The sequence below is a fragment of the Helicobacter mastomyrinus genome (assembly GCF_039555295.1).
Lineage (GTDB): Bacteria > Campylobacterota > Campylobacteria > Campylobacterales > Helicobacteraceae > Helicobacter_C > Helicobacter_C mastomyrinus.
In genome coordinates this window covers 1,522,192-1,535,253 of sequence record NZ_CP145316.1, presented here as the reverse complement: position 1 = coordinate 1,535,253, position 13,062 = coordinate 1,522,192, and the positions used below count along the sequence as shown (strand labels likewise).

Genomic DNA, 13,062 nt, shown 5'->3' with positions numbered 1-13,062 from the left:
ATTACTCTTTGCTAGGGGGTTGATTTGATTCTTCATCTTCTTCTACAATGATGGTGGCAGGATTGACCCATTTAAGCACAAGGATAGAAATACCATAAAGCCCTGTGAGAGGAATGGCTAAGAGAATCTGTGAAATCACATCAGGCGGGGCAATAATGGCAGCAATGATGAAAATCAACACAACAGCATATTTGAAAAAGCCCTTTAAACTCTCATCAGTAATTAGCCCAACTTTACCCAAGAAAAAGCATAACACAGGCAGCTCAAAGGCAATGCCAAAGCCAATAACCAAGCGGATAAAAAAGGTAAAATAATTTTCCGCTGTGATATAGGCTTCAAACTGATCATTACCAAATAACAGAACATTTTTGATAATAAAGGGCAGCACTCCATAATAGGAGAAAGCCACACCAATAGCAAACATCATCGTGCCAAAAAACACAAAGGGGACAACCACCTTTTTTTCGTGTTTATACAAGCCCGGCGCGACAAAAATCCACGTCTGCCAAAAAATTACAGGCATAGCAAGGACAAGTGCAGCAAAAAGCGCAGACTTCATAGCGATAAAAATGCCCTCTATCATACCCGAAGCAATAAATTTCCCCCGAACCTCACTTCCTAGCACATCGACCAAAGGCGCTTTGATAAAGGCAAAAATAATTTCCCAAAAGCCAAAGCACACAATAAAAGCGGCAAAAAACACACAAACGCTAATGATAAGCCGCTTGCGTAAATCTTGTATATGGGGCTTTAAATCTTCTAGCATTATACTTCCTTATGTATGCTACTATGTGGTGGTGAATTGTCTTTATTTGAGCTATCTAGTGTGGAAGCTAGATTCTGCGTAGATGGAGCGATATTTTGAGAATCTTGGACTACTTCAGCGGGGCTTTGAGGGGTGGTATAGCTGATTTCTGTATTGAGTGTTTGTAGTGTGCCTTGCAAGGCATTTGCCTCTTCATTAATGGTTTTCTTAGCCTCATCTAATGGTTTGAGGGTATCTACACTGATTTGGCGTAATTCATCAAGCTGCATATCTTTGGTGAGTTTATCAACTTCCTCTGTGAGCGTATTTTTGTATTTGAGGGCTTCTTGCTTGATTTCTGAAAGTTGAATTTCTTTGTCAAAGCTTTCCTTTGCTTCTACCATTGTTTTGCGCACAGCACGAAAGAATTTGACAATATCAACAATGGTTTGTGGTAGTTTCTCAGGTCCTAGGGCAATCACTGCCACAATCAAAATCACTAAAAGTTCAAAAATGCCAATACCAAACATAAAATCATATCCTTAAGAATTGAACCCATAACATAATCTCTACACTATTATACCAAGATGGAAAGAATCCTATACGCCCTTGCATTGCCATTTTCTGCAAAGCTTTCCTTAAAGCGAATTTTTAGGACAACTATACAAGAATTATTACAACTAATGTTTTACAAGAACTTTCCCGCACTTGTTTGTCTATCGACCAAGTATGTTTTTAAGTTTAAATCGTATTGTTTCTTTAAATGAAGTATGTCCTCGAATGGGATAGAAATACAGAATCCATATAACGTGTAAGGGGCTGGAATAATGCCCAAAAAGGCCGCAGCAAAGACATATTTAGACCTAAACGCCTTGTTTGCTTAAAGACACAAATGAGATTCTCAAATAACACGCCTAAATAAGCATTTGCATTTTAGCTATTTTTTTTGCACTTTGTCAATCTTTTTTGCAAATCTCACCTTTTAAGTGTGTTGGGGTTATTTCAACCCCTTATTTTGCTTAAATAAACATTGTTCTTACCTCTGTTTGATGATTATACGCTCTTTTAGGGTGAGACATACCACCACAAATGCTCGATCAAGATTTGTGTTATTGCTTTATTTCTTTATCATCGCGATACATTACTTCTCGTATAACTTTGCCTTGCTCATCAAACTCTTTAGCAATACCTTCTTTTTTGCCATCTTTATATTGCAAACTATGCCAAGGCAACCCTGATGTATCATATATTTTCATCTCTCCATCTTGCAAGCCATCAACAAAATTCATCTCACTTTTTAGATTTCCATTTGTTATATCAAAAAGTCGGCATAATCCGTGCAAAACTCCTGCACTATAATGAGCTTCATAAATCAGCACTCCTTTTTGAGAAAAAATTTGATATAGCCCTTCTTTTTTACCATCAACATAAAATGCTATCTGTGCTACACCCCCATCAAGATAATAAAGCGTCTCCTTGCCGTGTTTGATTTTTGTCCCCGGTTTGTAGGTGATAACCGCCCTATAAGCGCGTCCATCTTCTTCCACCTCTTCATTGCTTTGCTCTCCACTGATTTCTTCAAGTATATTTTGTGTATAAGGGGTGTCTTTAGAACCTAGTGTATCTTCTGCATTTTGCTGTGACATATCTTTTTGACGTATTGCAGGAGCAATACGAGGAGTTACCTTATTAGGAACCGCACGCGATGAGGAAGATACTCTAGGCTTGGTAGTTTTGGTTTTAGACGTATGCGAGTTGGCAGGATATGCTACTTGTGGCTGAACTTCATTGCCTTGTGCAATACTAGGCTCTTGCTCCATACAACCATATAAAACACAAAGTGCTATACTTCCTACAATAATCTTTGTCCATTGTATAATATACTTTTTCAATTTCCCCTCCTTTGGTATCAATAACAAGCCTGCCAACGGCAATTTTTGCTCTCAATTACTTCTCCTTGTGTATTGTATTGCTTCATAGATTGCTTTTTGCCATCTTTATAGAGCGTTTCATAAATAAGGATACCTTTTTTATCAAACTCTTTTCTTACACCATCAAGCCTATCATTTTTAAAAGTAAAATGCGCTTGCAATACCCCATCTTCATAATATTTCTTACCCTGTCCCTCGCGTTTATTCAAGCTATACATTTGTTCGCTTTGAATCTTGCCATTACGATGGTATGTTACACGTTTGCCTATTTCCTTACCCTCAATATACACACGGCTTTCGTGCAATGTGCCATTAGGATAATATGATAGCACCTCCCCATCATACTCTCCATTTTTATAATACGCCTTAAAAAGCAAAACGCCATTATGCGAAATTTTGATTTGCTTACCGCATTTTGTCGTTGTGCCTTTACAATATTGCGTTTTAATCGTAGTGGGTGCATTTTTATCGCCTGTATAGGAGATTCGCAAATCATACTCTAAAGATTCTTGTGCCCATAATGCCGCCGCTATCAAACACCCAATATATCGCACAATCCGCATTTTATCCCCTTTTTATTCATCTTAGCTCTGTAAGCGTATAATCTGCACACCCAAGTTGCGCAACTTATGCTCGATTTGCTCATAGCCCCTATCAAGGTGGTAAATTCTATGAATATTTGTGCTACCATTACTCACAAGTGCGGCTAAGATAAGCGCAGAACTCGCACGTAAATCTGTCGCCATTACATCAGCCCCACGCAATGGCGTTACACCCTTAATCGTAGCGTGATTGCCTTTGAGTGAAATATCCGCTCCTAGCCGCTGCAATTCGCTCACGTGCATAAAGCGATTTTCAAAAAGCCGCTCTTCAATCACACTTGTGCCTTCACATTGTGTCGCTAATGCCATAAACTGCGCCTGCATATCTGTGGGGAATCCGGGATATTCAGTAGTGATAATCTCAAAAGGATTCAAATGCTTTGCCGGGAGCAAAGTAAGGCTATGAGATGTTTTTTCAAAGCTAAAGCCAATTTCCTCTAGTTTATCCGTAATGGCTACAAGATGTGTGTTTTGGACATTTTGCAATGTGATAGATGAATTGGTAATCGCCCCAGCACAGAGATATGTCCCTGCTTCGATTCTATCGGGTATCACACTAATAGGCATAAAATTAAGCAGTTCTCCTCCGCTACCCTCTATGCTTAATTCATTACTCCCAATGCCCGTAATCTTTATGCCACTTGCAGATAGAATCTCGCATAATTGCACGACCTCAGGCTCTTTAGCAGCATTAATAATACGTGTCGTGCCGTGTGCAAGGGCAGCTGCCATAATCACATTTTCACTACCTGTAACGGTGATTTTATCAAAGAAAATATCCGCTCCTTTTAATCCACCCTTTGCCTCTGCAATGATGTATCCGCCCTCAATTCGAATGCTTGCACCAAGATTCTGCATAGCCTTGATATGTAAATCCACCGGACGCGCTCCAATAGCACAGCCACCGGGCAAACTTACTTCACAATAGCCAAAACGCGCCAAAAGTGGTCCTAGCACAAGGATAGAGGCACGCATTTTGCGCACAATATCATAAATGGCACGGGTATGGACGATTTGCTCCGCGTGGCAAGTGAGGGTATTACTATTTTCCCACATAATATTTACGCCCAAATGCTCTAAAAGTTTCGCTAAGGTTTTCACATCAGCCACATCAGGCAAATTGCTAATTTTTACTTCATTGCTAGAGAGCAAAGTAGCTGCGAGAATGGGGAGGGCAGAATTTTTCGCCCCAGAGATAGATACACTACCTTGAAGATTTAAACTTTTATGTATTTGTAAATAATCCATATTATAATCCTTTAGTTACCTTGTCGCTTTTGCAAAGCCTTTCCTATAGCTTCTTTAATACTTGCTTTTTCATTAGGATTTGCACTCTCTAAGCTATTTTGAAAATTCACCACTTCTTCAACTTCCATAAGATTCATATTTGCAGCAAAACGTGAAATAAGATCAAGCCATAGATTGCATTCATCTCCTGCCTTAGGATAATTTTTTAAACTGCGCATAAACTCTTCAAGCAAAACTCTAAGCTTTGTGTTGTCATTTACATATTTATTAAATTCACGTGAAATACCCTTTAAACGACTTTCAGTAACTACTGCCCTTTCTATTTCAAGTGCAATAGCTAAAAGTCCTGCAAAAATAATGGGTAAGCATAGCAGCAAAAACAACAACCAACAAATAACATAAAAACTAAGACCAAACATTGATTACTGAAATTGCTCATAAAATGCCATAGTCGCTTTGACATAGCCATCGACACTGCCACAATCATAACGACTACCTTGAAATTTGTAAGCCAATACACGTCCTTGTTTTGCTTGTTCTAAAAGAGCATCCGTGATTTGTATCTCGCCTTTTTTGCCCGGCTTAGTAACACGCAAAATATCAAAAATATCAGGTGTTAAAATATAGCGTCCAATAATCGCTAAATTACTTGGAGCTTTGTCAATATGGGGCTTTTCCACCATATCACTTACACGATACACATTCGATTCTATCTCTTCGCCTTTTATGATACCATATTTATCCACTTCATTTGCTTTGACTTCTTCAATAGCCACAATGGAGCAATGATATTTTTTATATAAAGTTACCATTTGGCTAAGCACACTCTTTCCATTTGGGTTAATGCATAAGTCATCAGCGAGTATCACGCCAAAGGCTTCATTACCAATGAGTGTTTCACCTGTAAGTATAGCATGTCCTAAGCCTTTCATTTTATTTTGTCTTGTATAAGAAAATATGCAAGATTGCGTTACTTGTCTAATACTCTTTAAAAGCTCTTCTTTGTCAGTGCCAGATATTTGATGTTCTAGTTCATAATTTATATCAAAATGATCTTCTATGCTTCTTTTTCCTCTTCCTGTTACAATGCCTATATTGCAACACCCTGCCTCCATTGCTTCTTCTACACCATATTGAATGAGTGGTTTAGTAAGCACAGGAAGCATTTCTTTGGGCATTGCCTTGGTCGCAGGTAAAAATCGTGTGCCATACCCTGCAGCAGGAAATAAGCATTTAAGTATCATAAAAACTCCTTTAATTTACCAATGTTTGCTTAAGATAATCTTCAAGATTAATATGATTCCCAAAGGTTGCTTGATAAACAATATAATTTGCTATAACTCTTAAGCCATAATCACGAGATTCTCTATAGGGAATAAGCTCCATTGATAGCCAAGGCTCATAATTGCGATTTTTCAAAAAAAGCATTTTGCTTTTTAATACACGTCTCAAGAAGCTCGGTCCGCCATTATATGCATAAGATACAAAAAGTTGATGTTTAAACTCTCTGCTTAAGTCATCAAGATAGAATGTGCCAAATTCAAGTGCAGTGATAGGATCAAACATATCTTCTAAAGTAATGTTATCACGTTTTAGGCTTTTCGCAAAGGGTTGGACATTAAAAGGCATAATTTGCATCATACCAAGCGCATAAGAAGTTGAAACAAGTGCGGGCAAAAGAGTGCTTTCCTGCTTAGCAATAGCATAGGTAAAAGCCTTTTGGCTATCATCCTTCCATTTTAGCTTATCGCTAAAGGGTGTGATAAAATAGTGAACCTTAAAATTATTCATTTGATTAAGCACATACGCTAAATGCGGACTTGTATCTTTATAGGCAAAATGTTTACTAAGCTCTTCTAAATCTTTTTGACTTTTTACTTGCGTGAGGCTATCTTTTAAGAGTTGCCATTGGAAGGGATCTTTGATGTCGAATTTAGGTTTTCTTGATGAGAGTTTGCCCAAATCTGTAACAACCTGATATTTTGGCTCTACCTTAAGCTTTTGGGTAGCATAAATCGTATATACATCAACATTTGTACTACTAGAGAGACTTTCAAGCATACTTTTATCATTGCTTAAAAAATACTGCCAGAGTAATGTGCGATTTTTTTGCATAGGGGTAGTGGCTTTTGTGCTTGAGTGTTTGAAATATGTAAGTGCTTTTTGGGGCTGATTATGCAATATCTCATTAAGCCCTAGCATAAAAAGCGTATAAGAATCTGCTCCGGTAATATTAGCACCAACAAGCGATTTTTTAAACTTATCATATGTCTTATCTTGACTTACAATAATGCGCTCAAGCATAGCATTAAAGGCTTTATTATTCTCATCAGCAAGCTTTTTTAGGGCTTGGGGCTTAATATTTTGATCAAGAATATGGAGGCGATTACTCGCTCTTAATACTTCATAAATACTTGCAAAAGTCTGTGCATCGCTTTTAAGCATACTGGTGAGTATTTGCGGAGAGCTTAGAATTTCAATACGTTTTCTAAAAACTACATCATCTTTAAAGGTATTAAGCAAAAAATCTTTATTTTTTTGAGGCATAAAGGGGATACTTGCTAGATTCAAACCTACTTTAATACAAGCCTTATCCTGCTTTTTGAGTTTATCAAAATTAAGACTTTGGCAGTATAGCTCACGTGGCATTTCACTTGCTTTGCCTTTTGCATTCATTAAACTATCAAGTTTAGAAGTTTTACGATATATTAAATCATAAGCCTTGAGGGCATCTTGCAGAGATGTGTGCTCATCGCCCAAGAATTGCCAAATATAAAAATCCCTCGCTAGACCCTTTGGCTTAGATTCTAAAAACTCAAGCGTGATTTTCGCATTAGCAAAAGCCATAGCAAAAGCCATCAACCATAAAATACATATTTTCATCATCACAATCTCATATCGTCAAAGTTTGCGCGACATTACGCAAAAGCTGCACAAAAGACAGATCAATAAACTTTAATGCCACTGCGACAATTAAAGGCGAAAAGTCAATGCCATTAATGGTCGTGGGCATAAACTTGCGCAATCTTACATAAAGAGGCTGAGTGAGGCGATTAAGCAGCTGCACGATAGGATTAAAGGGGTCAGGGCGCACCCAGCTCACAAGTGTGGCAATCACAATGATCCACACATACAAATTAAGAAGCATACTCAATATAACCGCTATAGCGTCTAAAAAAGTGCCTAAAACCATTCTAGCCTCCCTTTTTACTTATGGAAGCATAGAATAATCTTGTCAATCTAGGGTAACAATATCTGCCAAAAAGAAGCGTAAATATGGATAAATCTCACTTAATTCCAAGCCATGAGTAGCCCCTGTAAGCAAGATTCTTAAAGGCTTAAAAAATTTCTTTCCTTTGAGACTACTGCGCTGCATTAGCTCTTTTTTTAAACTTTCATAATCTTTCAAAGATTCACTATGGCTCTCTATCATCTCGCGCAAATATTGATAGAGTATCTTGCATTCTGCTTCAAAAGATTCATTATTCTCCATTTGTGTAATACATTTTGGAGCAAAAATCATATCTATTTTTGTTCTAATCTCATTTAGTGTGCTTGCTTCTTGCAAATGTAACTTTGCTAAAGCCCCAATACTCGCATCTTCGCTATTAAGCAAAAGGGCGAACTCCTGCTCGTTTAGCATTTTTAAATGCTCCCGATTCAAAAATCGCAATCTCGGCATATCAAACTTCACGGGCGATTTTGCAATATACTTTATATCAAACCACTCATAGCAATCCTGCAGTTTAAATACTTCCATAGGCGTGCGATTCCCCATAGAGACAAGATAATTCACAATCGCTTGAGGTAAGAATCCCTCCTCAAGGAGCCACGCTACTGATGAAGCACTATCGCGCTTACTCATTTTACTGCCACTCTCGCCAAGTATAATGGGCAAATGTGCATATCCTAACACCTTATCATAGCCCAAATAGCGATGAATAAGAATCTGCTTGGGTGTATTACTTACGTGGTCCTCTCCTCGCACTACAAAGCTCACATCATAGAGCATATCATCAACCGCACAGGCAAAGTTATACGTGGGGATTCCATCTTCTTTTAGAATCACAAAGCTATCAATTTCGTGCGGCTCAAATGTTACTTTGCCTTTAATACTATCCTCAAAGCTAATGGGGCCACTTGCAGCGCGGATACGCACGACAGGGTGGGGATTACTCTGCTTTTCTAGCTCCGCCCATTCTGGGTTGTAACGAAATGGCTTTTTTTGCTCCTTAGCTAAGGCGCGTTTGCCCTCTAAAAAATCTTTTGAGCAGTAGCAATAAAAGGCTAAATTCTTGCTGATTAAATATTCTGCAAATTGGCGATGACGGGTGAAATTATCGCTTTGATACACAAGATTATCCCACAAAAGCCCAAAAAGATTAAGGATACTTAGAATCTCCTTATCCTTCCCCTCAATATTTCGTGTAATATCTGTATCTTCAATACGGATAAGAAACTTCTCTCCGCTTTGTTTGGCTATAATATAATTAAATATAGCCGCCCTCAAATTACCTATGTGCATATCGCCTGTGGGGGAAGGAGCAAATCGTAGCATTTATTTATGCCTTAAACATTTGTGTAAATTGTGAGGGGCTAAAGTCCTCAAAATTATATTCCTCCCTACTCGCAGGTGTGCTAGGTGCTACAAGGGCTTCACTAATCTCTACGAGTATATGGCTAATCTCTTGTAGTTTATCCTCTGTATATGCGATAAGCGCATTCATAGGTTCTTGCGCCTCCTGAGAATCTAACTCTATGGCAGTATCATTGGGGCAGAGCAGTAGAGGGTTTTCAATAACACATAAATAAGATTTTGAATTAAAGGTCATATTAAATTCTGTATCAAATAAAGACATGCCCATAAAAGAAGCATTATCGATAACATCTTTTATGTTTGCCTTTTTGATATACAAATCCTGTATTGAGGCACTTTGAGCGATTTTTAGAATCTTCTTTAATGTAAGCGAGGCACTTTGTAATGTGCCAATGAACTCATTTGCCCCCTTAATATCCTCCCCAAACTTATGAATACTGCTTGGAGTATAAATATTAGCCTCTTGGTCTTGTGGGTTAAATTGTGCGCCTATATGCTTTTGAAATGTGGAGAGTATATCTTGCATATCAAACCTCGTCATAATGGAGTTTTGCTTTAATCTAAGCACCTTTTATTCCATTATCTCTTAATATGAAATGTTTTGTTTAAAGGGTTTAAATAGAAAGACTACAAAGTCTTAAAACCTCGTAGTCTCTTGTATCAATGAGAGAAAATGACAGAATCTGCCATCTCCTCACCAAAAATAGGGGCGAGTGTTTTGTCATAAGCCTCTTTAATAAAGCCATTGTGTGTGAGTGCATCAATTTCATTATCAAGCCAATTTTTAAGCTCCACATTTCCCTTTTTGACAGCAGGAGCAATAACATCTTCCTCACCCAAATGAGGGATTCCCACACCAAAGCCCTCATTCTCCTTAGCCCACGCAAGCACAAGGGTATTATCGTGTACTAAGGCATCGCCTCTTTTGTCCTTGAGAGCAAGGAATGCTTCGGTATTTTGCTCATATTTAAGCAATGTAATGTCAGGGTAGTTTTTTGTGAAAAACACATCAGCCGTAGTGCCTTTATTGACAATGAGCTTTTTATCCTTTAAATCATCAATACTTTGAATCTTGCCATCAGGAGAGACAACGCCAAGTGAAACTTTCATATAAGGTTTAGCAAAATCTACTACTCTTTCTCGTTCGGGGGTTTTGGTGAAATTCGCCATAATAATATCAACCTTATTAGCGCGCAAAAACTCTACACGTGAGGCAGCTTCTGTAAGGATAAACTCAACTTTGTTCTCATCTCCTAATAAATCCTTTGCAATACGTTTTGCGATATACACATCAAAACCATCGTTTTTTCCATCTTTATTAACAAATCCAAAAGGAGGCTTATCTCCAAATACACCTATGCGCACAACGCCTCTTTGCTTGATTTGTTCTATTGTATCTTGTACTTGCTCCTGTGTTGTGCTTTCACCACAGCTACTTAGTCCTACAATGAATATTACGCTTATTGCTGCCAAAAGCCATTTTTTCATTACCACTCCTTTTGAAATATAGTTTTAACATATATTGATTGTGCCATAAAAAAATATGCAAGGAGTAAATATACTAGGGGGTCTTAAGCTGATAAATCTCGCCCTAAATCACATATTGGCCATAGCGTTGCAACCTTGATATGTAAATGTTTCCATATTCTATAAATATGAGAACGGCAAGAGGAGCTGCCCTTACAGGATTACTTTAAGGTTTGCTCTCACAAATAAGAGAACTCTTATAATAGAGTTTTATTCTCCAAAAGCTCCATAACTCACAAGTTTTTGATAACGTCTATTAAGATAATTGCCATCTTGTGAGATGTCTTCAAGGGCTTTAAGAAAATAAGATTCTATAGCTTTAGCAGCATTTTGTTTGTCTCTATGAGCTCCAATAAGCGGTTCATCAATTACATCATCAATTAACCCACATTTTTTTAGCTCATCGGGAGTAATTTTAAGCGCTTTAGTTGCGGATTCTATTTTTGATGGGTCATTCCATAATATTGCCGCACAGCCCTCCGGAGAGATAACACTAAATACAGAATATTGCATCATAGCGAGTCTATCTGCTACAGCAATGGCCAAAGCTCCACCGCTGCCGCCCTCACCAATTACAACGGCAATGGTAGGTGTTTTGAGTTTAGCAAATTCTTGCAAATTCTTAGCAATAGCCTCACTTTGCCCTCTCTCTTCTGCACCTAATCCCGGATAAGCACCTTGAGTATCCACAAGCATAAGGATAGGTATATGAAATTTTTCGGCAAGCTTTGCAGCGCGCAATGCCTTGCGATAGCCTTCAGGACTTGGCATACCAAAGTTCCGTGCAAGCTTATTTTTCGTGCCTCTACCTTTTTCTTCGCCAATAACCATAGCTGTTTGCCCACCTATCTTGCCAAGAAAACATACTATCGCCTTATCATCTTTAAAATGCCTATCACCATTGATTTCATAGGCATCTTTGCAAATAAGTTCGATATAGTCCATAGCATATGGGCGGTCAGGGTGGCGTGCGAGCTGTAATCTTTGATAATCGCTTATATTGGCATAGACATTAGCTACTTCTTTTTCAAGCTCTTTTTCAAGGATGTGTTTTGCATCATCATCACCACGCATAAGGGCAGATTCTATATCATCTTGAAGGTTTCTAATCTTTTGCTCAAAATCAAGATAGGTAGCCATTCTTTACCTTAAGATTAGATTCTACTAAATACAACAACGCCATTTGTGCCACCAAAGCCAAATGAATTGCTCATTACAACATCAATTTTTGCTTCACGTGCAGTATTAGGGATATAATCAAGATCGCATTCAGGATCTGGGGTTTCTTGATTAATCGTTGGTGGAAGTATGCCCTCACACATTGCCATAATAGAAACAACTGCTTCAATCGTGCCAGCAGCACCCAAACAATGCCCAATTTGCCCCTTGGTAGAGCTTACAGGTGGAACAGAATCTTTTCCACCAAAGGCAGCCTTTAATGCCATTGTTTCATACAAATCATTGTATGCTGTGCTTGTGCCGTGCGCATTAACATAATTTACAGGTTTATTTGCCATTTTAAGGGCGGCTTTCATTGCACGTAACGCACCTTCTCCCTGTGGGGCAGGTGTTGTGATATGATTAGCATCACCACTTTCGCCAAAGCCTATGAGCTCTGCATAAATTTTCGCGCCACGCTTTTTAGCACTTTCATATTCTTCAAGTACTAATGCTCCAGCACCTTCACCCATTACAAAACCATCTCGCTCTTTATCAAATGGGCGTGAAGCTTTGAGTGGCTCATCATTTCTATCACTAAGTGCTTTCATCGCTGCAAATCCACCAATACCAACAGGACAAATAGCAGATTCTGAACCAACAACAAGCATAGCGTCTGCCCCATTAAGCATAATCGTTTTTGCGGCTTCGCTAATAGCGTGAGTACCTGCTGTACACGCTGTAACACTCGCTAGATTTGGACCTTTGAGAGCATATTCAATAGAAATAAAGCCTCCAAGCATATTAACAAGAGCAGAAGGAATAAAAAAGGGATTGATACGTCTAGGACCCCTTTGCTCACAAGCAATAGAGTTCTTTTCAATATTACCAAGCCCACCAATCCCTGCAGCAGAGCTTATACCAAATCTCTCACTAAGAGCAGCATTGACAATATCTCCCTCTAATAATCCACTCTCATTCATAGCTTCTTTTGCTGCTTTTAATCCAAGCTGTATGAAACGATCAGCCTTTTTAACTTCGCGTGGATCAAGCACTTCCTCTGGATTAAAATCGATGATTTCGCCAGCAATTTTTACAGGAAAATTTTCCACATCAAAACAAGAAATACGTTTAATGCCACATTTTCCATCGATAATAGCCTTGAAAGATTCTTTCTTATTCAAACCCAATGCGTTAATCATTCCCAAACCGGTTACTACCACTCGACGCATTTATTATTCCTTTGTGATTTAT

At 38.4% G+C, this 13,062-nt stretch carries 14 protein-coding genes; all 14 read right to left on the bottom strand.

Translation table 11 applies throughout. The features are described from left to right. Position 1: 1 nt before the first annotated feature. The 14 genes from tatC to V3I05_RS07625 all read right to left on the bottom strand — a co-directional run bounded on the left by tatC (position 2) and on the right by V3I05_RS07625 (position 13,040). Positions 2-766: a twin-arginine translocase subunit TatC gene (tatC, locus tag V3I05_RS07690; RefSeq protein WP_295700737.1), complete on the bottom strand. Its 765-nt coding sequence runs from the start codon at positions 764-766 to the stop codon at positions 2-4. Then, positions 766-1,275, bottom strand: coding sequence for a Sec-independent protein translocase protein TatB (gene tatB, locus V3I05_RS07685; RefSeq protein WP_300447348.1), 510 nt, complete (start codon positions 1,273-1,275; stop codon positions 766-768). The genes tatC and tatB overlap by 1 nt, the downstream gene beginning before the upstream one ends. A gap of 579 nt (positions 1,276-1,854) precedes the next feature. Beyond that, the gene (locus V3I05_RS07680) at positions 1,855-2,637 is read right to left on the bottom strand and encodes a toxin-antitoxin system YwqK family antitoxin (protein WP_300447351.1); all 783 of its coding nucleotides are present in this window, start codon (positions 2,635-2,637) and stop codon (positions 1,855-1,857) included. A 17-nt stretch (positions 2,638-2,654) separates the two neighbouring features. Then, the gene (locus tag V3I05_RS07675; RefSeq protein WP_343353211.1) at positions 2,655-3,239 is read right to left on the bottom strand and encodes a toxin-antitoxin system YwqK family antitoxin; all 585 of its coding nucleotides are present in this window, start codon (positions 3,237-3,239) and stop codon (positions 2,655-2,657) included. A 21-nt stretch (positions 3,240-3,260) separates the two neighbouring features. Beyond that, positions 3,261-4,526, bottom strand: a complete 1,266-nt coding sequence (murA, locus tag V3I05_RS07670) for a UDP-N-acetylglucosamine 1-carboxyvinyltransferase (protein ID WP_295700725.1) — start codon at positions 4,524-4,526, stop codon at positions 3,261-3,263. An 11-nt stretch (positions 4,527-4,537) separates the two neighbouring features. Next, the gene (locus V3I05_RS07665) at positions 4,538-4,945 is read right to left on the bottom strand and encodes a hypothetical protein (protein ID WP_300717286.1); all 408 of its coding nucleotides are present in this window, start codon (positions 4,943-4,945) and stop codon (positions 4,538-4,540) included. Between the two features lie 3 nt (positions 4,946-4,948). After that, on the bottom strand, positions 4,949-5,770 hold the full coding sequence (galU, locus tag V3I05_RS07660; protein WP_343353207.1) for a UTP--glucose-1-phosphate uridylyltransferase GalU: 822 nt from the start codon (positions 5,768-5,770) through the stop codon (positions 4,949-4,951). Positions 5,771-5,780: 10 nt separating this feature from the next. Then, complete coding sequence (locus tag V3I05_RS07655; protein WP_343353206.1) at positions 5,781-7,412, bottom strand: lytic transglycosylase domain-containing protein; 1,632 nt, start codon at positions 7,410-7,412, stop codon at positions 5,781-5,783. A gap of 7 nt (positions 7,413-7,419) precedes the next feature. Beyond that, the gene (locus V3I05_RS07650) at positions 7,420-7,719 is read right to left on the bottom strand and encodes a YggT family protein (RefSeq protein ID WP_295700713.1); all 300 of its coding nucleotides are present in this window, start codon (positions 7,717-7,719) and stop codon (positions 7,420-7,422) included. Positions 7,720-7,761: 42 nt separating this feature from the next. Further along, on the bottom strand, positions 7,762-9,084 hold the full coding sequence (gene gltX, locus V3I05_RS07645) for a glutamate--tRNA ligase (RefSeq protein WP_300447363.1): 1,323 nt from the start codon (positions 9,082-9,084) through the stop codon (positions 7,762-7,764). 4 nt (positions 9,085-9,088) lie between these two features. Then, complete coding sequence (locus V3I05_RS07640) at positions 9,089-9,691, bottom strand: flagellar FLiS export co-chaperone (RefSeq protein ID WP_300447366.1); 603 nt, start codon at positions 9,689-9,691, stop codon at positions 9,089-9,091. Between the two features lie 92 nt (positions 9,692-9,783). Continuing rightward, complete coding sequence (locus V3I05_RS07635; RefSeq protein WP_295700705.1) at positions 9,784-10,611, bottom strand: cysteine ABC transporter substrate-binding protein; 828 nt, start codon at positions 10,609-10,611, stop codon at positions 9,784-9,786. A gap of 249 nt (positions 10,612-10,860) precedes the next feature. Beyond that, positions 10,861-11,790 carry an acetyl-CoA carboxylase carboxyl transferase subunit alpha gene (gene accA, locus V3I05_RS07630; protein WP_295700702.1) on the bottom strand — a complete coding sequence of 310 codons (930 nt, stop codon included), beginning with the start codon at positions 11,788-11,790 and terminating at the stop codon, positions 10,861-10,863. Between the two features lie 14 nt (positions 11,791-11,804). Then, positions 11,805-13,040 (bottom strand): beta-ketoacyl-ACP synthase II, encoded by a 1,236-nt coding sequence (locus V3I05_RS07625; RefSeq protein ID WP_295700699.1) that lies wholly within the window; start codon positions 13,038-13,040, stop codon positions 11,805-11,807. Positions 13,041-13,062: the final 22 nt, after the last annotated feature.